Origin of the sequence: Pseudoalteromonas sp. XMcav1-K, assembly GCF_044005875.1 — a bacterium.
GTDB classification, from domain to species: Bacteria; Pseudomonadota; Gammaproteobacteria; order Enterobacterales; family Alteromonadaceae; genus Pseudoalteromonas; species Pseudoalteromonas spongiae.
Genome location: NZ_JBIPJE010000045.1, coordinates 241,416 through 268,301 on the forward strand (window position 1 = coordinate 241,416; position 26,886 = coordinate 268,301).

Below are 26,886 nucleotides of genomic sequence, written 5' to 3' on the forward strand. Positions count from 1 at the left end.
ATCTCCTTAGTTACGTGAAGGGTAAATACCCGCGATACAAATAATGTAACTTAAGCACTGATATGGCATCATATTTGTGTGCTCAATTGACCCGCCAGAGTACATGACACTGCTGCCTGCCATTGCTCCCGTCTTACTAGGGTCCACAACCTCTGTGTACATAGTATCTGCCGCATCCAAAGTTCCCAGTACAGTACCAGTAGGGTTAACTGAAGAGACAGAATCAGTACTTGCTTGCATGGTATGTGAGTGAGAAGGAATTTGATTTGCAGTTAACGCGACTGACTCAACACCCATTTTTTGCCCGATTGGACGAGGCGTTAAACCAGGCCCGGTGCCCCAATGCATTGGGATACGACCACGCATATCTGGTATGCCAAAACTAGAGCGCCCGTCACCACCATAAATAGTACCGAGCAATGAGAATAACGCGTCATTTTGCGAGATTGCCATCAACTGACCGTTACAAAAAGCCCACTGGCGAGGAGCAAAATTACCAGCAAACATACGAATTTCACCAACAAAAGGATCTGACATAATTTCTCTCTCCCTAGTTACGCGACGGGAATACACCCGTCATTGCGATAGCAAACGATACCGCTAAATAAGGCTGCATATTATTGTGTGATTGATTCCCGCCCACAGAAGAAACAAAGCCAGGGTTCATGTCTACCAAATTAGTAGCCGCTCTATAGGAGTCGCCAGTCCCAACCCCTTTAGTATCCGAACTTACAGAAAAATAAGCATCTTGATAAGCCGGTAAAGGATCCGCAACATCCGTAGCTGCTGACACAACATGCGTATGTGTAGGCATATTGGCTTGGGTTAAAGTAACATTCTCTGCGCCCCCTTTTTGCCCACGCTCATAATGAAAGCCGTATGGGTCAGTACCGGGGTGAATCGGCGTTCGGCCACGCAAATCAGGTAAACCGAACGTGGTGCGACCATCGCCGCCAAACGCAGTACCTATTAACGAAAATAGTGTCTGGTTTTGGTTGATTGGTAAAATTTGGCCGTCACATAAAGACCAACCGCGAGGCGCAAAGTTGAAACCAAACATTCTGATTTCACTTACATAAGGATCCGCCATTGCTCATTCCTTTTTAACTTTACTTTATTTTATATTTTACCCAGAATGCCTACAAAACCTTCCATTTATTAGGGACGATTATGACTACCACACAGTCTTGGCGCGATCATTTACATTTGCGCAAATACACCACTGATGACATTGCGTTTATGCAAACGTTATATGCCTCTATTCGGGAACCTGAATTAGCCATGACTAACTTTAATACCCAAGAGCGACATGAATTTATAAGCCAACAATTTATGGCTCAATACATTCATTACACAAAACACTATTGCACTGACAAATTCTTTATTGTTGAAATCGCAGGCCAACCCGTTGGCAGAGTTTTTGTCGACCATTGGGATAACGAAATCCGTATCGTCGATATTGCTCTAATGCCAGAGCATCGCGGCCAGGGGTTAGGTACACATTTATTTCAACAAGTAATGGATGACGGTAAACGGTTGGGTTTGCCAGTCTCTGTACATGTTGAGCGTAACAATCCAGCGCGCATTTTATACGAAAGGTTAGGTTTCAAACTCAAAACAGAACGCGATGACGTTTATCTGCTAATGGAGTGGCGACCTAACACTTTATAGTAGCGCTAATGTTATGTCGTAAACCGTTAAGCGTCGCGTTTACGACTAACCACAATCTCATATTCTGTTTGACTGTTCGGTGACATAAACATGTCAATCTCACCGAGTTTTTCATGTGCAAATTTATAGGTTCCTTGCGGCACATGAAATGCCTCAGTCCCTTCTAAAATCACGTGAAACGAGTCCCACTCATCACCATTAAGAATGGTTGATTCAACTTCAACAACTTTGAGCTCTACTTGGGTACCTTCGGGGTCTATTAGTATTAAATTCTCATTAACCAAACTGTCAATTTCTTCGCGTTTCAGGATGTCCATTTTAGCTCCTTATTCTGATTGTTTTGTTTGATTTCATTACTCAGTTAATCTTGAAATAAAACGAGTGAGACATTTTATTTGACGCATTTTAATGCCTTAAAATAACTTACTAATACCGTTAATACCCTTACACCAATATTACACATGGGCTAATTCCCGGATGTTTTCTTCAAGCCAAGCATTACTCACGCAATCAATTACCAAGTGAATGCGGTCTTCTGCACTTTGATTACGTACCTCATGAACTTGATCTGCGTTAATATATGTAATTTTACCCGCAGGCATAGGGACTAACTGGTTCGCCACATAAAAGGTAACACTATTATTAGAAAAGATAGGTACATGGAGGCGGGCCTGGCCATGCGCCAAACCAAGCCCAGCGTCATTGTGTGGTAATATAGACGCGCCTGCTTTTAATCGCATCAGGCGAACTGATTGTATCGGGCATTTAAGCGAGTTGATAACTTTAGAGAGATACGGAGAGTTGCTCAAAGCGGGCAAATTTACCCACTTACTATTATTTTCTATCGAATATGCTTGCAGAATTGGATGTGCGTCTTCATGAACTACAGCGCATCTTAAAGGGAAAACATCCCACTGGCCTTGGTAGGCCCTTTGATTGACATGCGCAACCCAATCACATTTCAGTATTTCATTTACTTCTAACTGAAGTTTTTTTACATCAAACTGAAATTCGAGTGTACAAAAATCCATTTCCTAAATCACATTATCAAAATCTTGATTAATTTAGTTATAGTACAAAATCGAAAAAGCTTTATAACAATCTATTACAATGTGATTAACGGAGCAAAGGTTGAATCAAATTATTTGATTAAGGAGATAGGTGCCGACAAGAATCAGCACCAAGTTTTCAAACGTTAACTTGCAGATGTATCAAGTGGCTCAAAGCTTTTTACAAGGTCATCAACCGCTTTCATCTGGCTTAAGTAACCTTCAAGTTTAGCAAGTGGTAATGCACATGGACCATCACATTTGGCAATGTTCGGATCTGGGTGAGCTTCAATAAATAGGCCTGCTAGCCCGAGTGCCATACCGCTTCGTGCAAGTTCTGCCGCTTGAGCGCGACGGCCATCAGCTGAATCGGCACGTCCACCCGGGCGCTGCAGCGCATGTGTTGCGTCAAATATAACGGGCGCTTGCTGCTTCATATCATCCATACCAAGCATATCAACTACTAGGTTGTTGTAGCCAAAGCTTGAGCCACGCTCACATAAGATTACTTGGTCGTTACCCGCTTCGTTAATCTTTTTAATAATGTGTCGCATTTCATGAGGTGCTAAAAACTGCGGTTTTTTCACATTAATAACTGCGCCAGTTTTCGCCATCGCTACGACTAAGTCGGTTTGACGTGCTAAAAATGCAGGTAACTGAATTACATCTACAACTTCAGCGACGGGTGCCGCTTGATACGGTTCGTGTACATCAGTAATCACTGGTACATTGAAGGTATTTTTGATCTCTTCAAAAATCTTTAACCCTTCTTCCAAACCTGGACCACGATAAGAGTTAATTGATGATCGGTTTGCTTTATCAAATGACGCTTTAAACACGTAAGGAATGTTTAATTTTGTTGTCACTTCAACATAATGCTCTGCGATTTGCATTGCTAAGTCACGTGATTCAAGCACATTCATACCACCAAATAGTACAAACGGCTTGTCATTAGCAACTTCACAGTTACCCACTTTAATAATTTGTGTATTCATTTAAATTCCTAACAGAATAATTAACTACCGACCAGCTGCAGCACTTGGCCACAGAACCACGCAGCATATGTCCCAAGTGCGTAACCAAGTACAGCCAGTAACACACCAACAGGTGCTAATGCCGGGTGAAATGCAGATGCAACCACAGGCGCTGATGCAGCACCGCCAATATTCGCTTTACTGCCCACGGCAACATAAAACACCGGCGCTTTAATAATCTTGGCAACAACAAATAATAGAATAACGTGAATTGCCATCCAAATTAGGCCAATAATAACGTATTTTGGTGCTTCAAATACTTTGCCGATATCCATATGTAAGCCAATGGTGGCCACTAGAATATATAAAAATGAGCCGCCTACTTTTGATGCGCCTACCGCTTCAAATTGACGTGCTTTTGTAAACGATAAGCTTAAGCCGATTGTGGTTACAACAAAGATAATCCAAAACAATTTTGAATGCAGCGAGAACTTCTCAAGTGCTGGGTAGTTTGCTTGGAAAAAAGGCACTGCAGTGTCTGCAATTAAATGTGCAAAGCCTGTCGCACCAAAGCCAAATGCCACTAAAATCATTAGATCACGCAGTTCTGGCTTGCGTGAATTTTTCTTTTCAAACTGCGATACCGTATCAATTAGTTTATCGATAGATGAAGTATCTGCACCAGTATGCTTATCAATCTCTTTATGACGAGCCGCTAAATATAAAAGTCCTGCCATCCAAATATTCGCCACTACAATATCTACGGTTACCATAATGGTAAAGATATCGCCGTTAGCTTGATAGATTTCTTTCATCGCTACCATATTTGCACCGCCGCCGATCCAACTACCAGCCAGTGCCGCCATGCCGCGCCAAAGTTCCCCTGCACCATCAACACCTAGCAATTCTGGCATAAAGGTGGCCGCCACTAATAACGCGATTGGCCCGCCAATAACAACACCAACAGTACCAGTTAAAAACATAATAATGGCTTTTGGTCCAAGCGCTGCAACGGCTTTTAAGTCAATACTCAGTGTTAGTAGTACTAAACAGGCAGGTAATAGGTAATATTTTGCAACCGTATACACGCTATTGCCTCCACCGTCGACAATACCAAATGTATTTAATAGCGATGGTAAAAAATAACACATCAATAATGCGGGAACGTACTTATAAAATTTTGCCCAAAATCCGGTTTTAAGATTTGAGGTATAAAACACGAAACCTAAGATTATGGCCAACATACCCATAACGACGGCATCGTTGGTGAACATCACGCTGTGAGAGTCCATGAAGCTGCTTCCTGTATTAAGTTATTTTTAGTGGATTGTTCTAAAGTGCGAGTCCATTTCTTCAATTTGGCTTTGCAGCACATCAATTGATGGGTCATCCGGGCACTCTTCGATAAACTTTTCAAAGTCTTTAATGGCGAGTTCATCACAGTTCAAATTATGTAATAAATAACCGCGATCGCGTAATTCGTACGGATCACCATCGGTAAGAACCATCAGTTTTTCAACACATTTAAACGCTTCGCCGTAGCGTTTTTCACTGATAAATGCCCATTTTTGATGGGCCAAAAATAGCTTCACAACATCGTCTTCAAACAATTGTTGAAATGCGTTATCTAGGCTATTTTCATCGTCATTTTCTGGTTTGATATACCAGCGTTGCCCACCCGAGCATGGGTCGATTAAATACCCTTCACCTTGGCTTACTTCTAGTAATACTTGAATGTCGTTTTCAAATACCAACATCTCAACATCAAAACCAAGTTGTTCCATCACATAGGTTAAGATCATGCCAAGCGATATAGTGCTGCCAGTGCGGTAATTAAGTGCATAGGCGACACTATTAAGCAGACTCATCGGCACTTTTTGGCTCGTCCCGCTAAAGGCAAAGTCGCTGTAAAAACTATCGAGTAGCGAATTTAGGTTTTGCTCTATGGTGTTTTCAGACTTTTGCGTTTTTACCGCCATCAGAACCAGTTCAGACAATTTGTCCCGACAAAGGGCGTAATCGAACTTAGCCAGCCACGATGACTCATGGTTTAAACATGTAAAGACGGGCGCTTCTATTGCCGCTGTATATTCTTCCTCAGAGATATCAAACATCAATATCCTTCGGTCTCTCTATAACTAAAAATTAATGCCAGTTTATCGTGTTTTAAAATGAATACCAATGAAGATCGGCGAATAGATAAAGAATAGAGACTAACTTAATGTTCTGTATCAATAATCGTTGAATAGATATAGCACACTTGTATGAACGTGAAAGCCCAGATAGAAAAGAAAAAGGCTGAATAATCAGCCTTTAAAAAAGAAATGGTGTTTTAAATCTCGCTAAATAAAAAATGGCGAAAATAACGGTTGTAGCAAGCAATAAAAGCGATATTTGCCCTTTAATATGTTTTTGCCTTGCCATAAAGATCCCTACAACAATATACGCTACCACAAGTACGATTTTTTCAAGTAACCAAGGTTGATTATGAGGACTCATACCAAGTGTCACTGCGAGCGCTACGGCTGAGATAAGCAACAAGGTATCAATACTATGGCTACCGATAAACAGTATTTTATTTTTAGCAAGTTGTAACTGCTTGATGCGAGCAAATGCACGTGTATAAAAAAGCACAACACTCAGTGCAGCTAACAACATATGTGTATGCTTTAACGCAATATATTCCATTTTACTACCCTGGATAATTATTAAGAATTTGTTCGAATCTATCGATGTTGTTAAGTAATACATCAACTAACTTAGGCTCAAAATGCAGCCCACGTTGATTTTGTAATTCAGTTGTAACCTGCTCTACGCTCCACGCTTCTTTATAACAGCGCTTATGACGAAGTGCATCATACACATCTGCTAACGCGACAATACGGCCATAAACATGAATTTCTTCACCTTTTAGGCCGCGAGGATAACCTGTGCCATCCCATTTTTCATGATGGTCGCGGGCTAAAATCGCTCCTGCTTGAATAATATCACGTCGAGATCCCGCTAAAATATTGTGTCCTTTCATGGCATGAGTTTGCATCACTTTCCATTCTTGCTCATCCAATTTACTTGGTTTATGTAAAATGGTGTCGGGAATACCAACTTTACCAACATCATGCAGTGGTGCTGCATAACGCAGTACATCGGCCTCTTCGTCGCTCAGGCCATAACCTTTTGCAAGTTCATAACTAATGAGTGATACACGCTTTACATGATTTCCGGTTTCAGAGGAACGCTGTTCAACCGCTTCACTTAGGCGATAAACCAGCTCTCTTTGCGTATCTTCAATTTCAGATTGCAATTGCACATTTTCGTAGGCAATTTGTACATTTTGCGAGAAAATTTCAATCAAATCTTTATGTGTTTCAGTGAGACTGCGTGGAATACCCGATACGTAAAGCATTGAGTTATGGTTAAAACGGCTTGAACAATAGGCAAAAAGGTAATCTTCTTCATAAACAATGGTTTTGTTACTGAGTGCTTTCTTGCACGCTAACAATTGCTTTTCAGATAGCACCTGGTTAACTGGCTTACCTTCGCTTTTTTCAAACTCGCCTTGTCCTGCAAACACAATCAGCTCTTGCTGTTTTTCATCAGGGCTACTTGCAACAAGTGAGGTTGCATACATCGCCTCATCAACTGACCCTAAAATCGAGGTAAGTTGTTGCATTACGCCATGAATGAAGGTGTCCATAGAATGAGATGAAAAGATATCGCGTGAAGCGGTGATGATTTTCTCAAGACCTTGGCGAGAGTGCTCTATTGATAAAATATCGCGATAAGAACGTAAACTCGACATAACAACCGTAAATAGTTTTTGTGCTGTTAATTCGGTTTTTGATTTGTAGTCGTTAATATCATAGTTAACAATGACTTGGCGCTCCGGCGCTTGCCCCGGTTGGCCAGTTCGTAAAATAATTCGCACATGGTTATTTTTAGCAGTTTCGCGGATAAACTGGGCAACTCTTAAACCCGCGTCATCGCTTTCCATAACCACATCAAGCAACACAATGGCTGCATCTGGATGCGCTATAATTTTTTCTTCTGCTTCTTTGCCAGAATAGGCGCTAATAAATTCAAGTCGCTTGTCTTGAAATGAGAAATCGCTCAATGCGAGTTTCGTTACCGCATGCACTTCCGGTTCGTCATCAACAATAATAACTTTCCAAGTACCGTGGTTATTTACTTGCTTCGGTGCTTGCTCTGACTCATCAGAAAATAAAAAATCACTCGCCATTCTATCCTTACCCCTTATAACCACTTCACACTCGCGTTAATACCAACTCACTAAATAGCTAATCAGGATCCCACTTCGCTAAAGTTACACGGTCGTTGCCGCCTAAATCTTTTACTGTTGAAATATCTTTATATGCCATTTTTGCAAAAAAATCACGTACTAACTGGCCCTGTTCATAACCATGTTCCAATAATAACCAGCCTTTTTTCTGCAAATAATTACGTCCGGTTTCAATGATATGTTCAATATCAGCCATCCCCTTTTTCGGTGAGACTAACGCCGACAAGGGCTCAAATCGTACGTCACCTTCAAGCAAATGAGGATCTTGTTCATCAATATAAGGCGGATTTGATACGATGACGTCAAACAATTGCGCATCAAGCGCGCTAAACCAATCGCTTTGTACAATGGTCGCATTTGTAATCGCTAAATTTTGTTGATTTTGCGTTGCCAACGCAACGGCATCTGCTTGAAAATCGCAGCCAATCACCTGCCATAAAGGAAGCTCACTTGCCAGTGACAAGGCGATTGCACCAGTGCCGGTACCAAGGTCAAGTAATCTACCTTGCTTGTTTATTGCTTTATCAAGCGCACATTCAACTAATGTTTCGGTATCTGGTCTTGGAATAAGCGTAGCAGGACTCACCTTAAAATTTAGGCTCCAGAACTCGCGATATTCAGTAATATGCGCAACAGGTAAACCGGTTTTGCGTTTTTCAATTGCTGAAATAAAAGCAGCTTGTTGTTCATCGGTCAGTAATTTTTCAGGCCACGTAAAAAGGTATGTACGCGATTGTGAAATGCAATCTAACAGTAATACTTCTGCGTCAAGTTTGGGGGATTCTGATGTGTCAGTTAAAGCACTTGCGCCAACGGCAAGTGCTTGTTGTATCGAATAATTACTCATCGCCCATCGCTGCAAGCAAGTCTGCTTGATGCTCAAGAACAAGTGGGTCAACAATGGCACCTAAATCACCTTCAACCACTTCGTTTAGCTTATAAAGTGTCAAGTTGATACGGTGATCGGTAACACGACCTTGCGGATAATTATATGTACGAATACGCTCAGAACGGTCACCACTACCGACAAGGTTACGACGCTCAGAGGCTTCTTCTGCCATGCGCTTCTCATCTTCAGCTTGTTGTAAACGCGACGCAAGCACACTCAGTGCTTTCGCTTTGTTTTTATGCTGTGAACGCTCGTCCTGACATTCTACAACGACACCCGTTGGAATATGGGTAATACGAATCGCTGAGTCGGTTTTGTTAACGTGCTGACCACCGGCACCTGATGCGCGGAAGGTATCAATTTTAAGATCAGACGAATTGATTTCAATTGCTTCTGCTTCCGGAACTTCTGCCATAACCGCAACCGTACATGCAGAGGTATGCACTCGGCCTTGCGATTCTGTTTCTGGAACACGCTGTACGCGGTGTGCGCCTGATTCAAATTTCAGTTTGCCATACACGCCTTCACCAGAAATATTCGCAATAACTTCTTTAAACCCGCCGTGTTCGCCTTCATTCGTGCTAACAACGTCAACTTTCCATTTTTGTGTTTCAGCGTAACGGCTGTACATGCGGAATAAGTCACCAGCAAAGATTGCCGCTTCATCACCACCAGTACCGGCACGCACTTCAAGGAACACATTGTTATTGTCACGAGGGTCTTTCGGTAACATAAGCACTTGTAGTTCGTCTTCTAACGCTTCGATATTTGCTTTGGCTTCTTTGAATTCTTCTTGCGCCATTTCACGCATATCGGGATCGTTATCTTTAAGCATTTCTTCGGCTGTCGCAACGTCATCTTCTGCCTGACGGTACGCATTAAAAGCCTTGGTTACATCTTCAAGTTCAGAATATTCTTTTGAAAGCGAACGGAAACGGTCTTGATCAGAGATCACATCCGGATCGCTTAATAATGCTTGTACTTCTTCATAACGCTCAACCAGCGTTTCTAATTTTCTGTAAACGGATTCTTTCATCTAAGCTTGACGCCTGTTAATTATCTAAATCTAAAACTTTTTTGATTTGTGCAAGTTTGGCAATATCATCTTGCTCAGCAGCTTGCTTAATCGCTTTGGTTGGTGAATGAATAATTCGATTTGCTAGTTTATTAGCTAATTCATTCAGCACTTTTTCTGGGTCTTTACCTGATTTTAACTGACCTTGCGCCTTTTGTACTAACTCTAATTTTATTTGTTCAATATTTTTGCGGTAAGTACGAATAATGTCGACTGAATCGAGCGCATTTCGCCAAGTTACAAATTCATTGGCTTTTACAACAATTATCTCTTCCGCTTCAGCGGCTGCACGCTCTCGCGATTCCATATTCTGATTAACAATTTCTTGTAAATCATCAACAGAATATAAATACGCATCGTCAAGATCAGCTACTTGCGCTTCGATATCACGTGGTACCGCAATATCAACAAGCAGCATCGGCTTATAACGACGCGCCTTTAACGCCTGTTCAACCATACCTTTACCAATAATTGGTAATGTACTTGCTGTAGAACTGATCACAATATCGGCATCGATTAAACTCTCGGGTACGCGCGATAGCGGCACAACCTGTGCGTTGAACTCATCTGCTAAGTTTTGTGCACGTGATAAGGTACGGTTTGCCACTGTCATATGCTGACAACCATTTTGGTATAAATGCCGTGCTACAAGCTCTATGGTTTCGCCCGCGCCAATTAGCAATACTTTGGTTGGTTCTAAATTACCGTAAATGTGTTTGGCTAAATTAACCGCCGCATAGGCAACTGAAACTGCACTTGCTCCGATATCGGTTTCAGTACGTACTTGTTTTGCAACCGAGAAACACTTCTGAAAAAGACGCTCAAGTAAGGCGTTCACCACGCCCGCTTGTTTTGCCTTAGCATAAGCTTGTTTAATTTGGCCAAGAATTTGTGGCTCACCCAACACTAACGAATCTAATCCAACCGAAACACGCATTAAGTGCTGAATAGCATTAAAGTCTTGATGCTGATACACGTGTTCCGCTAATTCGCATTTATTGAGTTGGTGAAAATCAGCCAACCAATCAATAAGCACTTGGGGTTGTTGATTTTCAACGATACAATAGAGTTCGGTGCGATTACAGGTAGACACAACCACAGCTTCGTTAACGCCATTCTTTTGGCAAAGTTGAGCAAGGGCAACGTCGATTTGTTCAGGAGAAAACGCCACGCGTTCTCTTAATTCAACAGATGCGGTTTTATGATTAATGCCTAAAGCAACTATGGTCATTATGTCTACAATTTGTTTTTAGCACGTTTTAAAGCGATTAATTTTACGTAAATCAAGTCAATAAAAAAAGTAAGGATTTAAGATTTGATGCAATTACGCATGATATTTGTCATATTTTTGGTTTTTTTAACAGGCTGTGCAAGTCAATATTACGACAATGCAACAGTTAAAGAGAATTGGCAAAGGGAATTACTGCAAAAACAGTCTTGGCAGGTAAAAGGCAAATTGGCGATTATTCAGCCAGAAAAACGTCAAAGTGCTAATTTATTTTGGGCCACTACCGCCAAAAAAGATGTGCTTAATCTCACATCATTTGTTGGCACCTCAGTCCTTTCACTTGAAAAGACGCAGACCCACGCCACTTTAGAATTAGATGGCGAAACCCATGTTGGCAAAAATGCACAGCAACTAGTGTATTGGTTAACGGGTATGAATCTCCCATTTTTAGATGACCCTAATTGGTTAAAAGGATTGCCAAATACCCAAACATTTCTTGCCGATGAACTGAATCGCGTTAACAATGCCACACTTATTGATTCGCAAGGTAAACAATGGCAAATAACCTACAGCAACTACCAGAAACATGGGGGATATTGGTTGCCCTATTCCATTTCACTCACTCACGATACCGTTAAACTAAAATTAAAAGTATATACATGGCAGATTTAACAAAGCTTTCGCTTATTGCGCCCGCAAAACTTAATTTATTTCTACATATTAATGGGCGTTTACCGAACGGTTACCATGAACTTGAAACCTTGTTTGTGTTTTTAGATTATGGCGATCGTTTACATTTTAAATGCACAGACGACGGCGCGATTACGCTAAAAACCCAAATAGACGGACTGCCAGACGAAGAAAATTTAATTTATAAAGCCGCAAACGCATTAAAACTTGTAACAAATACTGCGTTTGGAGTAGAGATTTCATTTGATAAACACCTGCCAAGTGGCGGCGGTGTGGGTGGTGGTTCATCCGATGCGGCAACTACATTACTTGCTTTAAATACGCTTTGGCAATTAGCGTTACCACTAGAGAAATTAGCGGAAATTGGCGTTGCACTGGGGGCCGATGTGCCCGTATTTATCAACGGCCAGGCCGCTATTGCACAGGGTATTGGAGAAAAATTAGCGCCAGTAAATTTACTTGAAACCTGGTATTTAGTGGTCCACCCAAATGTACACATTAGTACGGGCGTAATCTTTAATAATGCCAATTTACCGCGTAACACACCGAAATTATCAGGCGACTGGCAAAGCTCCAAACATCGCAATGACTGCGAAGAGTTGGTGAAAAAGCACTATCCCGAGGTTGAAAAGACCCTTAACTGGTTGTTAAAATACGGCCCGTCAAGAATGACAGGTACCGGAGCATGCTGTTTTGTCAGTTTTGAAACGCAGCACGCAGCCCTTGAAGCATTAAAATCGCTCCCTGAAACTTGGCAAGGCTTTGTAGCAAGAAGTACGAACATATCTCCAGCACATTCGGAGTTACGTACTAAACTAAATTAATTATTGGTAACTACTGTTACCCAAAAAAGTGCCTGAGGAAACCTACCGTGCCAGACATGAAGCTCTTCGCTGGTAACGCAACGCCTGAGTTAGCTCAAAAAGTTGCAAAACGCTTATACATTGATCTTGGTGACGCTGAAGTTGGTCGTTTTAGTGACGGTGAAATTAGCGTTCAAATCAACGAAAACGTACGTGGTTCTGACGTTTTCATCGTACAATCTACTTGTGCGCCTACAAATGACAACTTAATGGAATTAATCGTAATGGTTGACGCACTTCGCCGTGCATCAGCTGGCCGTATCACAGCGGTTATCCCATATTTCGGTTATTCTCGCCAAGATCGTCGCGTGCGCAGTGCTCGTGTTCCAATCACAGCGAAAGTAGTTGCTGACTTCCTTTCAAGCGTTGGTGTTGACCGTGTGTTAACTGTTGACCTACACGCTGAACAAATTCAAGGTTTCTTCGACGTACCCGTTGATAATGTTTTCGGTAGCCCGATTCTACTTGAAGATATGAAAGAGAAAAACTTTGAAGATGTTGTGGTTGTATCGCCAGATATCGGTGGTGTTGTACGTGCACGTGCAATTGCAAAACTACTTGATGACACTGATCTTGCAATTATCGATAAGCGTCGCCCACGCGCTAACGTATCGCAAGTAATGCACATTATTGGTGATGTTGAAGGCCGTGACTGTATCATTGTTGATGATATGATCGACACTGGTGGCACTCTTTGTAAAGCTGCAGAAGCATTAAAAGAACATGGCGCTCGCCGCGTGTTTGCTTATGCGACACACCCTGTACTTTCAGGTGCAGCAGCAGAAAACATTAAAAACTCTGTAATTGACGAAGTTATTGTAACTGACTCTGTACCGCTTACAGACGAATTAAAAGCAATCGACAAGATTAAAGTATTAACACTTGCTGATATGCTTGCAGAAACAATTCGTCGCGTAAGCAACGAAGAATCAATCTCTGCATTATTTGAGCACTAAAATCTGCTTAAATAAATGATAAAAACGCAGGCCTAGCCTGCGTTTTTTGTTTTAACAGTAACGCTATTATCGCCCACGTATATCTTTTTATAAGTTACACATTTAATTTACAGTTTGTTTTAAGCACTCGCTTTACCCCTCCCAAAACGCTTTAGATTAATTCAAAGCACATCAACTAACAGATTAATATCTAGTAAATTTTTAGCAATAATGAAGAATTTACAGTGGTCATTAAATTTTCTACCTATACTTAATTAAATTTAATATAAATTAAATCCGTCAGATCTGATAAGAGTAGCGTTTATGTTCACTAAGTTAAAACTGGTTCAACAACTATCTATTTCATTTGGCGCCATGATTGGATTAATGGTGTTACTTGCCACTATTTCGTTTTTTGGTTTACGCAGTGGATACAACGACTTCGTCGAATATCGCGGACTCGCCCGCGACAGTAATTTAGCAGGTTTAGTGCAATCTAATTTATTATCTATTCGTTTACATGCCCTTAAATTTTTAAAAGAACAAAATAACGAAAACATCAACGACTTTAATAAACGCGCAAAGCTACTCAATGAACAACTCGACATTGCGAGAACTGAGATAATTGAACCTGGTCGAGCTAAGCTTATTGATCAGTCATTTGATAAAGTTATGGCCTACGAGCAAGGGTTTTCAGACGTCGTAGATTTATATGCCAAACGTGATGACATTGTTAAAAACCAACTTGATGCAAACGGTGCAATCATCCGGCAAAATGTGAGTGAAATTATTCGAACCGCCTACGAAGATGGCGATACAGATGTCACTTACTTTGCCGCCATTGTACAAGAACAGCTTTTATTAGGTCGTTTATACACAAACAAATTTCTCGTTTCAAACACGCAAGATGACTATTTGCGCGCGACCGCGGAATTTAAAGAAGTAATGAAATCGGTAAAAGTACTTGAGGACAATATTCAATCACCTAAAAGAATCGCACTGCTAAATGAAGCTGCTACTCGTTTAGCTGCTTATCAGCGAGGCATTGACAATGTAAATGACGTAATCAACAAGCGCAATAACATCATTACCAATGTATTGAATAAAGTCGGCCCTGAAATTGCCGAGGCTTATGAAGAAGTGAAGCTATCTGTTAAAAATGACCAAGATTCTCTTGGTCCTAAAGTTCAAAGCCGCAGTGAAACCACCACAACTACAATTATTGTCGTCTCAATAGCTGTTGTCGCTGTGGGCGTATTTTTCAGTTGGTTTATCTCCATTACCATTCGTAAACCCATTGGCGGCGAACCAAAAGACATTGAATACATCGCTAACCGTATAGCAGATGGCGATTTAACCATTTCATTTACAAAGTCAGGCAACGAAACTGGTATTTATAAAGCCATGGGAGAAATGGTCGGTACGCTGCGACATATTATTGATAGCCTAAAACACGCAACTACCGAGCTAATACGCTCAACGAAAATATTGGATGAAAATACTGCAAGTTCAATGCAAGGTGCAGAGCATCAAATGGAGCAGTTAAATCAAGCCGTGCTGTCGATGAATGAAATGGCGGCCACAGTTGCCGATATCACACAAAGTGCCCAACTTGCAGCCGATGCAGCAACCAATGCCGACGATCAAACTCATACTGGTAAGCAAGTGGTTGATAATACGCGTAGTGCGATAAACGACTTAGTTGATAACACTGAGCTGGTGAGTAATTCAATTAAAAACCTGGAAAACGAAACCGAATCAGTTGGGTCAATTTTAGATGTGATCCGAGCAATTGCAGATCAAACAAATTTATTGGCGCTTAACGCTGCCATTGAAGCTGCCCGCGCAGGCGAGCAAGGTCGTGGTTTTGCTGTAGTTGCTGACGAAGTAAGAAGCCTTGCGAGTCGTACGCAAAAGAGCACCGAAGAAATTCAAGCAATGATCCATAAACTGCAAAGCGAAGCTAAGTCGTCAGTTGATCAAATGAACGCAAACTTAGAAAGTGCGCGCGTTACCACAGAAAAAGCTAACGAAACCAATGAAGCCCTTGATTCAATCTCTAGTTCCGTTGGCACAATCCGCGATATGAATATGCAAATCGCCGGGGCGTCTGAAGAGCAAAATGTGGTGACTCAGCAAATTACCGACAGTGTAGGTCAAGTAAATGAAATGGCAGTGCAAACCGTTGCAGGTGCAGAAAAAGCGGCTGAAACAGCACGTGGATTAGTCGAAATTGCCGCTAATTTAGAGGGGCTCGTTAACCGCTTTAAAGTGTAAACAAACGCTAAGGCAGTACAACAGCACACCACATGTGCTGTTGTACTTTTTACTATATTTCAAAGGCATTTTTTTGCACGTTTTAGTCGTTGCTAACCAACCTTTTCTGACAAATAAGTTCGCTTTGAGCCGTTATAAAAAGATAAAGCCTGCAGGAATGACAAAGCCCGCCAAAATAAAAAGGCCACGTTTACCAAATGCTCCGTATTTACCTCGGATCATAAAAAGTGAACTCATTGCCAAAAACAACAACAAAGCGGCAAAAATATCAGATACGATAATCCATGATTGATGTGTTTCGTTCAGGTGCAACCGATTAAGTGCTTGGAAAATCGGTCTAGGTCTTATTTGTTCAACAGTGAGCGTATTAGTATTTAAATTTAAGCTAATATTCGCGTCATCATGTAAAAAAACCTTAAATTGATTTTGCGATTGCCAATAAGACGCTTTGACGTCTAGTTGCGTATTAGCGAGTGTCAAAACCTGCTTAATTAAAGCCTGATCGTTATTAATGTTCCAATCAATGTCACGTGCGTTTATCTTAGTAGTATGTACTGCGTAGTTCGGATTCCAATCATTTTTATGATTAACCGCAATACCTGAAATCGCATAAATCAAAATAAAGCCAATACAAAAATAACCAACATCGCGATGTAAACTGCGATTTAATCTAAACCAGTTAATTTGAATGGGCTTACTTTTCAACATTGTTATCAATAATCTCAACACTTGTCGGCGACAGTTGGTAAACTACATTTGGCTCAGTTACTGAATCGGGATTAAAGTCTTTACCTGCTTTTTGAGCGCGATGAGCAAGTAATCGTTTTGTTTGGTCAAGGCTTAGTTCTATTTTTTCAAGCTTACCCGTTGCAAGCGCTTTGTTTCCTTTCGCCGTCATCGGGAACACCATGTGCCCATCTTCCACTTTTATGCGTAAATTTTGAAAGCGCTTATCTGATGCAAGTGTCATCCAGCAGCCTCGCTTTTCGCATACGCCGACAATGGTCCCTTCAATGGTAATTGGCGAACTTAAATAACTATCTGGGTTTGCCATCACAGTTGATATTTTAATTAGTTTGTCGCTATCGACCTCTTCACCAAACGTAAGCGTTTTGGCAAGCGCTTGAACTTGCACCAGCATAAGTGCAACAACCAATGTTATTTTTGTAAAAAACGGCATAAGAATTCCTTTTCAAGGTTTACTAGTTAACTGGAATCTAATCTTAGGAATTAAATCTACCGCCATTTTTATCAAAAAACGTCAGTGTATCAACTAGTTTTCTTTTTATTGGGTAATATTTAGAGAATGATGCCAACAAACGACGTATCAACAACATTTTGAAATTTATGTATTCATATAAGTAAAAATGCGCCTATCAAAAAGTGATAGACGCATCGTTAAAGCCTGCTAGCTATTCGTTTAATTTCTTAAACTTAACCGCCTGGCTTTGTACTCGTTTATACATTTTAGTAAGCGATTTATCGTGCGCTCGGCGTTCACGTAAAGATGCTGTATTAAATTGGTTTTCTTTACGTAACTTTTGGTAATTTAAAAATCGTCGCTCAGTTAAACTACCATCGCTAATTGCTTGCTGTATCGCACATTTTGGCTCATTGCTATGTGAGCAGTTAACAAACTTACAACTTGATGCCAAGGCTTCAATTTCGCTAAAGGTTTGCTCTAGCCCCGCGGTTACATCGCTAAGCTGAAGTTCTCGCATTCCCGGCGTATCGATTAATACTGCGCCTGAAGCTAACTTAAGTAAGTATCGCCCAGTAGTAGTATGACGGCCTTTGCTATCTTGCTCACGAATGGCACTTGTTTTCTGCTGCGTTTGCGCCAACGTATTACTTAATGTTGACTTTCCTACACCAGAAGACCCCAACAGCACGATACTGGTTTGTGGTTTTAACCAATCTGACAATTGATTAACCAGTGTAACATCGTGGCAATCAATGACTTCGACCCGTAACATTGAGCTAAGGTTTTGGACTTGCTCACGCTTTTCAAGGCCATCATTTGCAAGATCGGCTTTTGTTAGTATTACCACAGGTTCACAGCCCGCTTCATTGACTAGCGCCAAATAACGTTCGATGCGATTGAGGTTAAAGTCATCGTTCAATGAACACAACACAAACGCAACGTCGACATTTGCCGTAATTGCTTGTTTTTCTAGTTTGCTGCCTGCAGCGCGTCTAGCAAAATACGATTTACGTTCAAAAACGCGATTTACGTCGTGGTTTTCATTAAGTAACAACCAATCGCCAACAACACATTCAGATACCTTTTCAGTTACTGGTAATTGAAATGTGTCGCTACCAGAATCAACCACTAGTCGATTTCGATGTTGTTCAACAACCCTAACAGGAACGCTGTTGTACCATTCGTCGATATCAAGTTGTTGTTGAAAAAAGCTTTGCCATCCAAGTAAGTTTAATTGATTAATATTTAACATTTTTGCCCTTAAATAAAAGAAAAATAAGGGGCTTTTAACCCCGGTTATACAAACCGGGTGTATTAATTATGCGTTACACCCGGTTGGGTTAACTACAATCATCAAAATCTCCTGTTTACGTTATTTACTGTGTAATTTACGACATTAATCTACTTAATGCGTTAGTTATCTACTGATACACGTGTTTGATATGCTTTTGTACCATACAAAGGCACTGTCGACAAACTGTGCTTAAAACTACCTGACGTTTCTTTCGTTGAATACGACAAGTACATTAAGGTTTGATTTTCTTTATCTAAAATTCGTCTTATCTTCATCGATTTAAAGAAAACGCTTTTCGATTTTTTGAAAATCACTTCACCTGAATCTGAGCTATCTATTTGCGCTATCATCGCTTGGGTAATTGGCCCTGTTTGGCGACACGCTATTGAGCTATCACTGGGATCTGAAAAGCTTAAATTAGCTTCAACAGAGGCAACATGACATGTCACCCCTGTTACTATTGGGTCTTGAAAATGGTTTAGTTTAATGTCTTTAAGCGTAAAAACACCGAGCGACACATCACCTACCTCACTTGAATCACAACCAACAAGTGACCCAAGTAACAGTACTAAACCCATTGCCTTTTTCATTTGTTTATTCCTTGCGTAACGCGTTTATTCATATCTTAACGCATCAATTGGGTTGAGTCTTGCTGCTTTTATCGCAGGCACTAAACCAAAAATAACACCAATTGCTGAGGTAAAACCAAATGACAATAATATCGCCCACATTGGAATATATGCCGCAGGCATGCCTGGTACAATCGCTGATATGGCAGCAGCAGCGCCATAACCTGTTATAAGGCCAATTACGCCACCAAATAAACTGAGTACCACGGCTTCTACTAAAAATTGCAGCATAATAAAGCCCGGCGTCGCGCCAAGTGCCTTTAGCGTGCCAATAATACGGGTGCGCTCAGTTACAGACACCAGCATAATATTCATTACACCAATACCGCCAACTAACAAGCTAATGCCCACAATCCCCGCTGTAATTGCCGTTGCACTGCCTGTAAATTTATCTATATTCTCACGCGCTTTTTCAGCAGTTTCGAACTCAAAATCGTCGTGGTCATCTGGACCAAGTTTATGATTCTGACGCAAGATACGTTTCATTTGAGCCAAGGTTTGTGCTTCATCAACATCCGGCTTTAAGCGGAACATAATTTGAAAATATGGTTTACGCGCATTGCCTTCTAGAATTTGCATAGTACTGATTGGGATATTGATGTAATCATCCTGATCGAATCCCAAAAAGCTGCCTTGCTTCTCTGCAACCCCAATAATACGAAACCATTCACCACCGAGTTTAATGTATTCACCCACTGGGTTTTCAGGTAGCTTAAGCTTTTCAATCAGTGTTTCACCAATAAAGGCGACGCGACGGCGTTTATCGTCATCTTGTGGGCGAATATAGCGGCCCATTTCAGGATAAATGCGATAGGCCTTTTGGTAGTTTGATTCTGTACCAACTACCCGCGTATTGTGACTTTCGCCTTTGTACTCTACCGCGCCTTGAAAACGAAATGCCATCATTTGCGCAGTGATAGTATCGAACCCTTGTACTTTACCTTTTAGCGTTTCAAAATCACGCACTGTTAAATACGAACGTTTACCAAGCATTTCTTGCTGCGGTGTGGTGTACGGCTTAATGCTAGTCACATCCGGCGCCATATCAGCCAATTGGTCGTTGATTTGCTTGGTAAAGCCTTGCATCACCGCAACGACCGTAATAACAGCTGCAACGCCAATGATTATACCTAAACACGTTAGCGCACTGCGCATCGCATTAGCACGAATAGCCTGAAGCGCGGCTTTGGTTCCCTCAATAATCGCGAGAAATGACTTAAACATACGCTCTCTCCTCGCTATTTCGTGTATCCGATACCACTTTTCCATCAACCAAGCGCAATACACGCTGGCAATGTTCAGCTATTTCTTGCTCATGGGTCACTAAAATAATGGTATGCCCATCGTTATGAAGCTCATCAAATAAACTCATAATTTCATTGGTTGTTTTGCTGTCCAAATTACCTGTCGGTTCATCTCCCAGCAGGATATCAGGCTTTGTCACCAGCGCTCTTGCTATTGCCACACGTTGACGTTGACCACCTGAAAGTTGTGATGGTAAATGGTGCAATTTATCACCTAGGCCAACTTTCTCAAGCGCCTGCGTTGCTAGCTTTTGGCGCTCTTTTGCTGAGATAAAACGATAAATCAACGGCTGCATTACATTACTTAACGCACTGGCACGAGGAATAAGGTTGAAACTCTGAAAAATAAAGCCAACGCTTTTATTTCTCTGTCCCGCAAGCTCAGTTTCAGTCATTTTTTTTACTGGTTTACCTTGCAACACATACTCGCCGCTACTTGCGACATCCAAGCAGCCTATAATGTTCATTAGGGTCGATTTACCTGAGCCCGATGGACCAATAATCGCAAGATACTCATTTTCTTCAATGTTTACGCTTACATTATCCAAAGCCAGAAAGCTTTGTTCACCCATTTTGTATTCTTTGCAAATATTACTAAGCGCGATCACTGACATCTTTAGCATCCTTATCAGCTGTTTTCAGCTTTACCTTATCGCCCTCTTTTAGTTTGCTAACTGCGCGCGCTGGCCCTACAACAACCGTTTGCTTTTCTTCAAGACCACTTTCGATCGCTTGTTCAATATCTGATGAAACACCGAGTTCAACCGCTTTCTTAGTGACTGTTTTATCGTCGTTTAATACCCAAACATAGTGATTTTCATCTTCGCTGTGCACAGCTTCAATTGGAATTTTAATGGCATCTTTACCAATGGCCGTTGCAATTTCTGCACGGCAACTCATACCTGCATACAAAGTGCGTTCATCATCGTTTAACAGCACTTTCACTTTAAATGAACGTCCTTGTGAACCAACAAATTGCTTGGCTGACGTACCAATATGAATGACTTTGCCAACAAATGGTTTATTTGGGTAGGCCGCAGCGTAAATTTCTGCCTCTTGGTTTAATTTAATGCTAGCAATATCTGTTTCGTCTACTTTTAGCTCGGCGAGGATTTTGCTTGGATCGGCCAATAACATCAGATCTGAACCAACAATATTGGTGGTACCTGCAATCACGGTTTCGCCTTCTTTAATATCAACCGACGCTAATAAACCACTCATTGTTGCTCTAAAGACACTTTTACTTAAACGGTCTTCAGCAATTGACAGTGATGCTTTAGCTTGGTTTAGCGATTCTTTACGCGCCGATACATCAATTTCAGCCAGCTCTTTCGCATTTTTAATGTTATCGTAAACTTCTTGCTGCGATAGCCCTACATCAAAGAGTTCTTTTTGACGGTTAAGCTGAGAGATTAAATTTTTAAGACTTGTTTGCGCACGCTCAATATCAATTTCGCTTTGTCTTACTAACGCTTGATAACGGTCCACTTCGGCTTCAAATGCTTCGGTATCAAGCTGCATTAACATGTCGCCTTTCTCAACACGCTGCCCTTCTTCTACAAATACTTTTTCAACACGGCCGGTTACTTCTGAGCGCAATTGCACTTGAGTGTTAAAAACCAAGGTACCCGACGCTAAAATTGAATCTTTAATTTTTCCTTTTTCAGTAAGCGTGGTTTTTATCTCTGGTAATTTACCATCGCCCTTGATTTGTTGGCTTACAATCATGGCGACAAATGCCGCCACCGCGACTACTACGATAATAATTTTTTTCATATTCAACCCCAAAGCAAAGCAGCACCTTAAAGTGCTGCAATAATTGCCCAAATACCATAAATTAAAATGCTTGGTAGTAATGCAAATAGCATTGCTTTGTTGTTGTTAAAGTTAGTCCATGACTTTAAGCCAATATACGTCAGCGCTAGAGACCAAATTGAGAAAATATTGATACTCTCAAGTAAACCCGCAAATACATGGTTAGCATCAAAGCCAAAAATAAGTTGGTTTAGTGAAGAGAATGTAAGTACTGTTGCAGGAATTTCACCGCTTGAGGCAGTTAACACCAATGCCATGGTACCAATTGCTGCAAAAATTGTTGGTAAACTCGTAAAAGCGGTAAAACCAAACCAATCACCAAATGTCATATGACACTCTGGGTCTTGCTTTCCAATTAAATAGTAGTACAACGCAAAAATACAAAAAATGGTTGGAATACCAATTAACACACCGACTGCTGAGAAAATCCACATCATAGGAAACTGCTGTGCAGTCATCGCTTCTGCTTGTTCAAGTTCCGCAGGGTTGTAATCGCCACTTTGTTCCATCGTAGCAATTTGTTGTTCAACAAAATATGCTTGGTCAACAGAGTTAAAGTAAATAACTTGTGCCGAGATACCAAACACAAGTAATAATATCATCGCAAGCCATGACCAGCCTTTTGCATCTTTTAGGCCGTTAAACGCCTTGGTAGGCGCTAAAAATGTGTCTCCAATTGCACTAATTGCATTTTCTGATTTCATAGTTTTACTCGTTTTTAGTTGTTTTGATACACAAACCATAACAACCTGAAACACTTTGAAAAACTAAAAGTGATAAACGGTAAAATACGATTTTAAGCGGTAGAATAAGCCTAGCTACATGAATGGTGTTACGCAGCGAAAACAACTATTGCTTAAAAAAGCGACAAACTCACTGGGGCGTAACTCGCACCCTAATCGAAATGTGAATGCCTTGGCTCATTTGAATCGCAAAATCCAAGTTCACATTTGTGGCTTTCAAAGTAACTTAGGTTTTCCTCCGCCCATTCATAATCCTGTATTGCAGGATCTTTTCGTCCTTCATCACGTGCTTTTTGATATGCCAAAACAGACACTAACAGTTCCATAAACACCTCCGACATCCAAGAATAAGAATTTAGTATTAATTACGCTATAGAAAATAGATTGGATCATTATCCGTTAATTTTCTAAATACGGCGCAAAAGGCGCTAAATACTTGACTCGAGCATAAGACATAGTTAGCCTTTGCCGCTTTTTAAGGGCGCTATTATGAATAAATCCCAACTTATTGAACTCATCGCAAAAAACAACGACATGCCAAAAACAACCGCTAAACGTGTTGTGGATAGTTTGGTTGCGACAATCACTCAATCATTATCAGAAGGTGACTTAGTACAATTACCAGGGTTTGGCAGTTTTTCATTGAGTTATCATCCAGAAAAGCAAGGGCGTAACCCACAAACTGGAGAAGAGATCATCATAGCCGGACAAAATAAAGTAGCGTTTAAAGCAGGCTCGAAACTAAAAAGCGCGATTAACGAATAGCCTTTAATAATTAGGCAGAACACCTAATCCCGAAGTGAATCGTAAACTGGTAGCACTTTAAGCGCCGCCAGTTTACTTAACAATCAACATACTAACAAAATATCACTTGCCAATCGGACGACGGTCTTTTATTTCTATTTCGCTCAGCTCGTTGCCTAAATGATCAAGCACTTGATTTATAAAACGGTGATTGATAAAAATATCGACCGAACTTTTTGCTGTGCGCAAAAACACATGCGTATTGGTAGCTTCAATTGCACGAATTTCATCAATCGACACTGTGACAGCAAGACCTTTAATCAAACGTGCAATCGGCGTATCGCGTACAATCAGCTTGCTATCTTGATGCTCAATTAAATGCTCAACGCTATTTAGTCGTTTTGAATACGTAAGCCAAAGCATAAAAAGCCACATAAAAAAGCAAATTATGATCAATACAATCATTGAGGCGCCTCTTCAGACACTAATTTAAATCGCGTAAATAGCCAGCCTAACGCAACTAACGACAAACCTAAACCAATAAACGAAATCGCACGATACAGCCCGTCTAGGTGCGCCATATCAAATAGGAAGGCTTTTAAAATAACCACAAGTAAAATTGCAAACCCCGCTTGGTAAACCACAGACTTGGCAATACGCTGCCCGAATAAAATAAATCCTGCCGCGATAATTAACCACACAACCGAATAGCTGTAAATCTCAGCTTGACTCGTTGGTAACGAAAGCCGAATTTGTTCGGTTTGAAAATAACTGCGCACAACACCGTTAATAAATAAAAAGCTAAACCCTGCAGCTATTGGCAACAACACTTTATTTTTATTTAGTTTTAACTGCTTTGGCACAATATCAAAGTAATACACAAGCGCAATTATCACCGCAGGCACAGCCCACATCACCATTAACCAATTAAACAAGAAGATATCACCAATCAAAATAGCTTCTAAGAACGGATTATACTGCGTATTCAAAGCTAAATGACACAAACCACTTGCCGCAGCCAAAGCACAGCCAGCGTACAAATATAAAGAACGCGAACTGATTTTGAATCGCCACCAATAAACCACGGCGAGTATCAACCAGTTCATTGATAACACGCAAAGTTCTGCGAAGTTTAAGTTACTAAAGTCAGGGTAATGGCCGACTAAGAAATAACTGGTTTCGGTCGTTACAAATAACGCGATTAAATGCAGTAATGCGCCTTCATACCACTTTTTAAGTTCAGAATTGAAATGTAACCGATAAGCATAAAACACCATGGCAAACATTATGGGCAGTACCACTAAACTCCAGTGCACACCAAACACGAGTTCATTACTGTACTGCTGAGTCCAAGGAGCGAGCGTGATACGCATAAGCACTAGTGACAGAGCTATTTTACTCAGCCACAACGGCAACTCGACTTTAAAACGCTGTTGCCCATAAGCGATTAACACTAGTTGTGCACAAATAGCCAACGATAACGTACTAGCATTCAACCACATGGTAAATACTAACGCTAAAAAACTGTTCGCAGTAAGCCAAAACGTGATTGTTGCTAGCGCATGATGCGCTTTAGTTATTTGCCATAGCGCATAGCCTGCCATCACCATCAGGTATACCGTCCAAAGTGGGTATAAGGTTGTTTCAACTGTTTGCGGCGTTACTATGTACGACACGGCAAACACCAACAGCGGCGCAACGCCTAACAACAAACTAAAACTGGCACGCTTTATAAATAGTTTTTGCATTACCACGCTATACACAAAATACGCTATACCCACTAATTGCGCATATAAAAATACACTGCTAAAAACCAGCATAGGGTCATCGAGCTGATGCACGATAGGATAGCTTACTATCGCAAAACAACTGAAGATTAACGATACAAACGGCCAAGAATCAAATGCACTGTGCCTTAGTGGCAAATACATGCAAAGTGCACTTAATAACACACTTACAATCAATAAACTGCTACTAAAGCCGTGCAAACTATAAAACAGTACTAGCAGTAGTATGTTAAGCACTAAGGCTAATTGCTCTTTGCGTGGCATTAATAGTACTTTTATTGCTAGTGGCGTTAAGTTCTTATTAGTTAAGCGCCAACCTAGCACACTGGATAATACATACAGGTAAAATGCAATTGCCATAGTCGCTGCAATTACCCAAATATCGCTTTTATCTGCAATCGCAACACTAATGGTAAGCCATACAAAATGTCCGACAAAACTTTGCCACCACAGCCACTCTCGTTTGACTTTATTGGCAACCCAAATCGCCGCAATTGATACAAAGTTAACGTACATTAGTAAGGCAAACACATTGTTGCTGCCAGTATTAACCAAAGCAGGCACCGTATATGCGCCAATAATACCTATCACCGCAAGCAATGGACCAAACCGTAATGCGAGCGCAGTAGCTATTAAAGAAATTGCTGCAAGTGCAGCAAAGGCAACAACAGGCGAGATAAAATGATAATAACTAAAGGTAGCAAGTACCAATGCAAACCCAGTAATAATGCCCCCGCTGGCAAGTGCAGCACTGGTGTTCGTAACATGATTGCTGGCACCGTGTTTGCGATACAAATATTCCGCCATTATCACTAATGCCAAAGCAAACACACCACCCAAAATTAGGCGTAACGTAATTGAAATAAGTCCTGATTCTATTGAGTACTTGGCGAGGAAAATACCACCGAGCGCTAAAATACCAGCACCAATCCAGAGCAAACCGTTGTTTGCTAAAAATTGCTCCAATCGCTGCGCTAAGCTTACAGTCTCTAAAGGCTTGGGCTTAGGTCTTGGTTTTTTGTTTGACGAGGTTTTTACCTGCTGTTGGTGAGTTGCCAGCGCTACGCTCACATTACCTGTGCTATCCACCTGTGGTGTTTGCGGTTGTGAATCATAGGCAGCGTGCGTGTCGTTTTCTGCGCTTTGTTCGACAACAGATTCTTGCGCTGACTCTTCAGATGTTACGCGTAGTGTATTCGTTTCGCTTAACTTTTTAACGAGCGATTTTAAATGTAATACCGCGAGCGTTAATTCCTTTATTTTTGCGTCGGCGCTGCGTAATTTAACAAAGCTGTACCAGGCAACGATTAACCCGCCCAACATAAACACAGCAAACACCAGCGCAAAAAGTCCTAATAGAGTTTCCATACTTTTTACGATAAATTAAAACAATCTTGCACTAATGTACCTTGAATGGC

The 26,886-nt window shown here is 41.0% G+C and carries 29 protein-coding genes; 6 read left to right on the forward strand and 23 right to left on the reverse strand.

What is annotated here, in order from left to right; translation table 11 throughout:
• Positions 1-6: 6 nt before the first annotated feature.
• Positions 7-537, reverse strand: a complete 531-nt coding sequence (locus ACHSBP_RS13970; RefSeq protein WP_010559048.1) for a phage tail protein — start codon at positions 535-537, stop codon at positions 7-9.
• 13 nt (positions 538-550) lie between these two features.
• Positions 551-1,090 carry a phage tail protein gene (locus ACHSBP_RS13975; protein ID WP_010559047.1) on the reverse strand — a complete coding sequence of 180 codons (540 nt, stop codon included), beginning with the start codon at positions 1,088-1,090 and terminating at the stop codon, positions 551-553.
• An 80-nt stretch (positions 1,091-1,170) separates the two neighbouring features.
• Between ACHSBP_RS13975 and ACHSBP_RS13980 the strand changes: the two genes are divergently transcribed.
• Positions 1,171-1,671, forward strand: coding sequence for a GNAT family N-acetyltransferase (locus ACHSBP_RS13980; RefSeq protein WP_010559046.1), 501 nt, complete (start codon positions 1,171-1,173; stop codon positions 1,669-1,671).
• 26 nt (positions 1,672-1,697) lie between these two features.
• Here the strand turns inward: ACHSBP_RS13980 and ACHSBP_RS13985 are convergent, their stop codons facing one another.
• The 10 genes from ACHSBP_RS13985 to hemA all read right to left on the reverse strand — a co-directional run bounded on the left by ACHSBP_RS13985 (position 1,698) and on the right by hemA (position 11,186).
• Complete coding sequence (locus tag ACHSBP_RS13985) at positions 1,698-1,988, reverse strand: DUF6916 family protein (protein ID WP_010559045.1); 291 nt, start codon at positions 1,986-1,988, stop codon at positions 1,698-1,700.
• 138 nt (positions 1,989-2,126) lie between these two features.
• Entirely contained in the window at positions 2,127-2,702 is a 576-nt protein-coding gene (locus ACHSBP_RS13990) for an aspartyl/asparaginyl beta-hydroxylase domain-containing protein (RefSeq protein ID WP_010559044.1), read from the reverse strand.
• Positions 2,703-2,866: 164 nt separating this feature from the next.
• Positions 2,867-3,715 (reverse strand): 3-deoxy-8-phosphooctulonate synthase, encoded by an 849-nt coding sequence (gene kdsA, locus ACHSBP_RS13995; protein ID WP_010559043.1) that lies wholly within the window; start codon positions 3,713-3,715, stop codon positions 2,867-2,869.
• 20 nt (positions 3,716-3,735) lie between these two features.
• Positions 3,736-4,986, reverse strand: coding sequence for a DUF819 domain-containing protein (locus ACHSBP_RS14000; RefSeq protein ID WP_010559042.1), 1,251 nt, complete (start codon positions 4,984-4,986; stop codon positions 3,736-3,738).
• A 27-nt stretch (positions 4,987-5,013) separates the two neighbouring features.
• On the reverse strand, positions 5,014-5,808 hold the full coding sequence (locus ACHSBP_RS14005; RefSeq protein ID WP_010559041.1) for a tetratricopeptide repeat protein: 795 nt from the start codon (positions 5,806-5,808) through the stop codon (positions 5,014-5,016).
• 199 nt (positions 5,809-6,007) lie between these two features.
• Entirely contained in the window at positions 6,008-6,382 is a 375-nt protein-coding gene (locus ACHSBP_RS14010) for a SirB2 family protein (RefSeq protein WP_010559040.1), read from the reverse strand.
• Positions 6,383-6,386: 4 nt separating this feature from the next.
• The gene (locus tag ACHSBP_RS14015) at positions 6,387-7,931 is read right to left on the reverse strand and encodes a DUF3369 domain-containing protein (RefSeq protein ID WP_395389205.1); all 1,545 of its coding nucleotides are present in this window, start codon (positions 7,929-7,931) and stop codon (positions 6,387-6,389) included.
• Between the two features lie 58 nt (positions 7,932-7,989).
• On the reverse strand, positions 7,990-8,838 hold the full coding sequence (prmC, locus tag ACHSBP_RS14020) for a peptide chain release factor N(5)-glutamine methyltransferase (RefSeq protein ID WP_395389206.1): 849 nt from the start codon (positions 8,836-8,838) through the stop codon (positions 7,990-7,992).
• Positions 8,831-9,916 (reverse strand): peptide chain release factor 1, encoded by a 1,086-nt coding sequence (gene prfA / locus ACHSBP_RS14025; protein ID WP_010559037.1) that lies wholly within the window; start codon positions 9,914-9,916, stop codon positions 8,831-8,833. The genes prmC and prfA overlap by 8 nt, the downstream gene beginning before the upstream one ends.
• A gap of 16 nt (positions 9,917-9,932) precedes the next feature.
• Positions 9,933-11,186, reverse strand: coding sequence for a glutamyl-tRNA reductase (gene hemA, locus ACHSBP_RS14030; RefSeq protein ID WP_395389207.1), 1,254 nt, complete (start codon positions 11,184-11,186; stop codon positions 9,933-9,935).
• An 87-nt stretch (positions 11,187-11,273) separates the two neighbouring features.
• On the opposite strand from hemA, the gene lolB reads away from it, so the two are divergent.
• From lolB to ACHSBP_RS14050, 4 genes are all read left to right on the forward strand, one after another.
• On the forward strand, positions 11,274-11,855 hold the full coding sequence (lolB, locus tag ACHSBP_RS14035; RefSeq protein ID WP_395389424.1) for a lipoprotein insertase outer membrane protein LolB: 582 nt from the start codon (positions 11,274-11,276) through the stop codon (positions 11,853-11,855).
• Positions 11,843-12,697 carry a 4-(cytidine 5'-diphospho)-2-C-methyl-D-erythritol kinase gene (gene ispE, locus ACHSBP_RS14040; RefSeq protein ID WP_395389208.1) on the forward strand — a complete coding sequence of 285 codons (855 nt, stop codon included), beginning with the start codon at positions 11,843-11,845 and terminating at the stop codon, positions 12,695-12,697. The genes lolB and ispE overlap by 13 nt, the downstream gene beginning before the upstream one ends.
• Positions 12,698-12,744: 47 nt before the next feature.
• On the forward strand, positions 12,745-13,692 hold the full coding sequence (locus ACHSBP_RS14045) for a ribose-phosphate pyrophosphokinase (protein WP_010559033.1): 948 nt from the start codon (positions 12,745-12,747) through the stop codon (positions 13,690-13,692).
• 303 nt (positions 13,693-13,995) lie between these two features.
• Entirely contained in the window at positions 13,996-15,948 is a 1,953-nt protein-coding gene (locus ACHSBP_RS14050; protein WP_395389210.1) for a methyl-accepting chemotaxis protein, read from the forward strand.
• A 132-nt stretch (positions 15,949-16,080) separates the two neighbouring features.
• On the opposite strand, the gene ACHSBP_RS14055 is transcribed toward ACHSBP_RS14050, so the two are convergent.
• The 9 genes from ACHSBP_RS14055 to ACHSBP_RS14095 all read right to left on the reverse strand — a co-directional run bounded on the left by ACHSBP_RS14055 (position 16,081) and on the right by ACHSBP_RS14095 (position 23,263).
• Positions 16,081-16,656: a PepSY-associated TM helix domain-containing protein gene (locus ACHSBP_RS14055; protein ID WP_010559031.1), complete on the reverse strand. Its 576-nt coding sequence runs from the start codon at positions 16,654-16,656 to the stop codon at positions 16,081-16,083.
• Positions 16,643-17,128 (reverse strand): DUF4920 domain-containing protein, encoded by a 486-nt coding sequence (locus tag ACHSBP_RS14060; RefSeq protein ID WP_395389212.1) that lies wholly within the window; start codon positions 17,126-17,128, stop codon positions 16,643-16,645. Before ACHSBP_RS14060 ends, ACHSBP_RS14055 begins: the two co-directional genes overlap by 14 nt.
• A 232-nt stretch (positions 17,129-17,360) precedes the next feature.
• Positions 17,361-18,404, reverse strand: coding sequence for a ribosome small subunit-dependent GTPase A (gene rsgA / locus ACHSBP_RS14065; protein ID WP_395389213.1), 1,044 nt, complete (start codon positions 18,402-18,404; stop codon positions 17,361-17,363).
• Between the two features lie 161 nt (positions 18,405-18,565).
• Complete coding sequence (locus ACHSBP_RS14070) at positions 18,566-19,036, reverse strand: CreA family protein (RefSeq protein WP_010559028.1); 471 nt, start codon at positions 19,034-19,036, stop codon at positions 18,566-18,568.
• 24 nt (positions 19,037-19,060) lie between these two features.
• The gene (locus ACHSBP_RS14075; protein ID WP_010559027.1) at positions 19,061-20,299 is read right to left on the reverse strand and encodes an ABC transporter permease; all 1,239 of its coding nucleotides are present in this window, start codon (positions 20,297-20,299) and stop codon (positions 19,061-19,063) included.
• Entirely contained in the window at positions 20,292-20,993 is a 702-nt protein-coding gene (locus ACHSBP_RS14080; RefSeq protein WP_010559026.1) for an ABC transporter ATP-binding protein, read from the reverse strand. Before ACHSBP_RS14080 ends, ACHSBP_RS14075 begins: the two co-directional genes overlap by 8 nt.
• Positions 20,974-22,155, reverse strand: coding sequence for an efflux RND transporter periplasmic adaptor subunit (locus ACHSBP_RS14085; protein WP_010559025.1), 1,182 nt, complete (start codon positions 22,153-22,155; stop codon positions 20,974-20,976). Before ACHSBP_RS14085 ends, ACHSBP_RS14080 begins: the two co-directional genes overlap by 20 nt.
• 26 nt (positions 22,156-22,181) lie before the next feature.
• Positions 22,182-22,898 carry a YIP1 family protein gene (locus ACHSBP_RS14090; RefSeq protein WP_395389216.1) on the reverse strand — a complete coding sequence of 239 codons (717 nt, stop codon included), beginning with the start codon at positions 22,896-22,898 and terminating at the stop codon, positions 22,182-22,184.
• A 191-nt stretch (positions 22,899-23,089) separates the two neighbouring features.
• Positions 23,090-23,263 (reverse strand): hypothetical protein, encoded by a 174-nt coding sequence (locus ACHSBP_RS14095; RefSeq protein ID WP_158523467.1) that lies wholly within the window; start codon positions 23,261-23,263, stop codon positions 23,090-23,092.
• A gap of 163 nt (positions 23,264-23,426) precedes the next feature.
• On the opposite strand from ACHSBP_RS14095, the gene ACHSBP_RS14100 reads away from it, so the two are divergent.
• Entirely contained in the window at positions 23,427-23,702 is a 276-nt protein-coding gene (locus ACHSBP_RS14100) for an HU family DNA-binding protein (protein WP_395389218.1), read from the forward strand.
• 102 nt (positions 23,703-23,804) lie between these two features.
• Here ACHSBP_RS14100 and ACHSBP_RS14105 read toward each other — a convergent pair whose 3' ends face one another.
• Together ACHSBP_RS14105 and ACHSBP_RS14110 are read right to left on the reverse strand one after the other, a co-directional pair.
• Positions 23,805-24,146 (reverse strand): hypothetical protein, encoded by a 342-nt coding sequence (locus ACHSBP_RS14105; RefSeq protein WP_395389219.1) that lies wholly within the window; start codon positions 24,144-24,146, stop codon positions 23,805-23,807.
• Positions 24,143-26,836, reverse strand: a complete 2,694-nt coding sequence (locus ACHSBP_RS14110) for a DUF2339 domain-containing protein (protein WP_395389220.1) — start codon at positions 26,834-26,836, stop codon at positions 24,143-24,145. Before ACHSBP_RS14110 ends, ACHSBP_RS14105 begins: the two co-directional genes overlap by 4 nt.
• Positions 26,837-26,886: the final 50 nt, after the last annotated feature.

Coding starts and splice junctions, on each gene's coding strand:
- ACHSBP_RS13970 (WP_010559048.1), bottom strand. CDS start 537: ATGTCAGATCCTTTTGTTGGTGAAATTCGTATGTTTGCTGGTAATTTT.
- ACHSBP_RS13975 (WP_010559047.1), bottom strand. CDS start 1,090: ATGGCGGATCCTTATGTAAGTGAAATCAGAATGTTTGGTTTCAACTTT.
- ACHSBP_RS13980 (WP_010559046.1), top strand. CDS start 1,171: ATGACTACCACACAGTCTTGGCGCGATCATTTACATTTGCGCAAATAC.
- ACHSBP_RS13985 (WP_010559045.1), bottom strand. CDS start 1,988: ATGGACATCCTGAAACGCGAAGAAATTGACAGTTTGGTTAATGAGAAT.
- ACHSBP_RS13990 (WP_010559044.1), bottom strand. CDS start 2,702: ATGGATTTTTGTACACTCGAATTTCAGTTTGATGTAAAAAAACTTCAG.
- kdsA (WP_010559043.1), bottom strand. CDS start 3,715: ATGAATACACAAATTATTAAAGTGGGTAACTGTGAAGTTGCTAATGAC.
- ACHSBP_RS14000 (WP_010559042.1), bottom strand. CDS start 4,986: ATGGACTCTCACAGCGTGATGTTCACCAACGATGCCGTCGTTATGGGT.
- ACHSBP_RS14005 (WP_010559041.1), bottom strand. CDS start 5,808: ATGTTTGATATCTCTGAGGAAGAATATACAGCGGCAATAGAAGCGCCC.
- ACHSBP_RS14010 (WP_010559040.1), bottom strand. CDS start 6,382: ATGGAATATATTGCGTTAAAGCATACACATATGTTGTTAGCTGCACTG.
- ACHSBP_RS14015 (WP_395389205.1), bottom strand. CDS start 7,931: ATGGCGAGTGATTTTTTATTTTCTGATGAGTCAGAGCAAGCACCGAAG.
- prmC (WP_395389206.1), bottom strand. CDS start 8,838: ATGAGTAATTATTCGATACAACAAGCACTTGCCGTTGGCGCAAGTGCT.
- prfA (WP_010559037.1), bottom strand. CDS start 9,916: ATGAAAGAATCCGTTTACAGAAAATTAGAAACGCTGGTTGAGCGTTAT.
- hemA (WP_395389207.1), bottom strand. CDS start 11,186: ATGACCATAGTTGCTTTAGGCATTAATCATAAAACCGCATCTGTTGAA.
- lolB (WP_395389424.1), top strand. CDS start 11,274: ATGCAATTACGCATGATATTTGTCATATTTTTGGTTTTTTTAACAGGC.
- ispE (WP_395389208.1), top strand. CDS start 11,843: ATGGCAGATTTAACAAAGCTTTCGCTTATTGCGCCCGCAAAACTTAAT.
- ACHSBP_RS14050 (WP_395389210.1), top strand. CDS start 13,996: ATGTTCACTAAGTTAAAACTGGTTCAACAACTATCTATTTCATTTGGC.
- ACHSBP_RS14055 (WP_010559031.1), bottom strand. CDS start 16,656: ATGTTGAAAAGTAAGCCCATTCAAATTAACTGGTTTAGATTAAATCGC.
- ACHSBP_RS14060 (WP_395389212.1), bottom strand. CDS start 17,128: ATGCCGTTTTTTACAAAAATAACATTGGTTGTTGCACTTATGCTGGTG.
- rsgA (WP_395389213.1), bottom strand. CDS start 18,404: ATGTTAAATATTAATCAATTAAACTTACTTGGATGGCAAAGCTTTTTT.
- ACHSBP_RS14070 (WP_010559028.1), bottom strand. CDS start 19,036: ATGAAAAAGGCAATGGGTTTAGTACTGTTACTTGGGTCACTTGTTGGT.
- ACHSBP_RS14075 (WP_010559027.1), bottom strand. CDS start 20,299: ATGTTTAAGTCATTTCTCGCGATTATTGAGGGAACCAAAGCCGCGCTT.
- ACHSBP_RS14080 (WP_010559026.1), bottom strand. CDS start 20,993: ATGTCAGTGATCGCGCTTAGTAATATTTGCAAAGAATACAAAATGGGT.
- ACHSBP_RS14085 (WP_010559025.1), bottom strand. CDS start 22,155: ATGAAAAAAATTATTATCGTAGTAGTCGCGGTGGCGGCATTTGTCGCC.
- ACHSBP_RS14090 (WP_395389216.1), bottom strand. CDS start 22,898: ATGAAATCAGAAAATGCAATTAGTGCAATTGGAGACACATTTTTAGCG.
- ACHSBP_RS14095 (WP_158523467.1), bottom strand. CDS start 23,263: ATGGAACTGTTAGTGTCTGTTTTGGCATATCAAAAAGCACGTGATGAA.
- ACHSBP_RS14100 (WP_395389218.1), top strand. CDS start 23,427: ATGAATAAATCCCAACTTATTGAACTCATCGCAAAAAACAACGACATG.
- ACHSBP_RS14105 (WP_395389219.1), bottom strand. CDS start 24,146: ATGATTGTATTGATCATAATTTGCTTTTTTATGTGGCTTTTTATGCTT.
- ACHSBP_RS14110 (WP_395389220.1), bottom strand. CDS start 26,836: ATGGAAACTCTATTAGGACTTTTTGCGCTGGTGTTTGCTGTGTTTATG.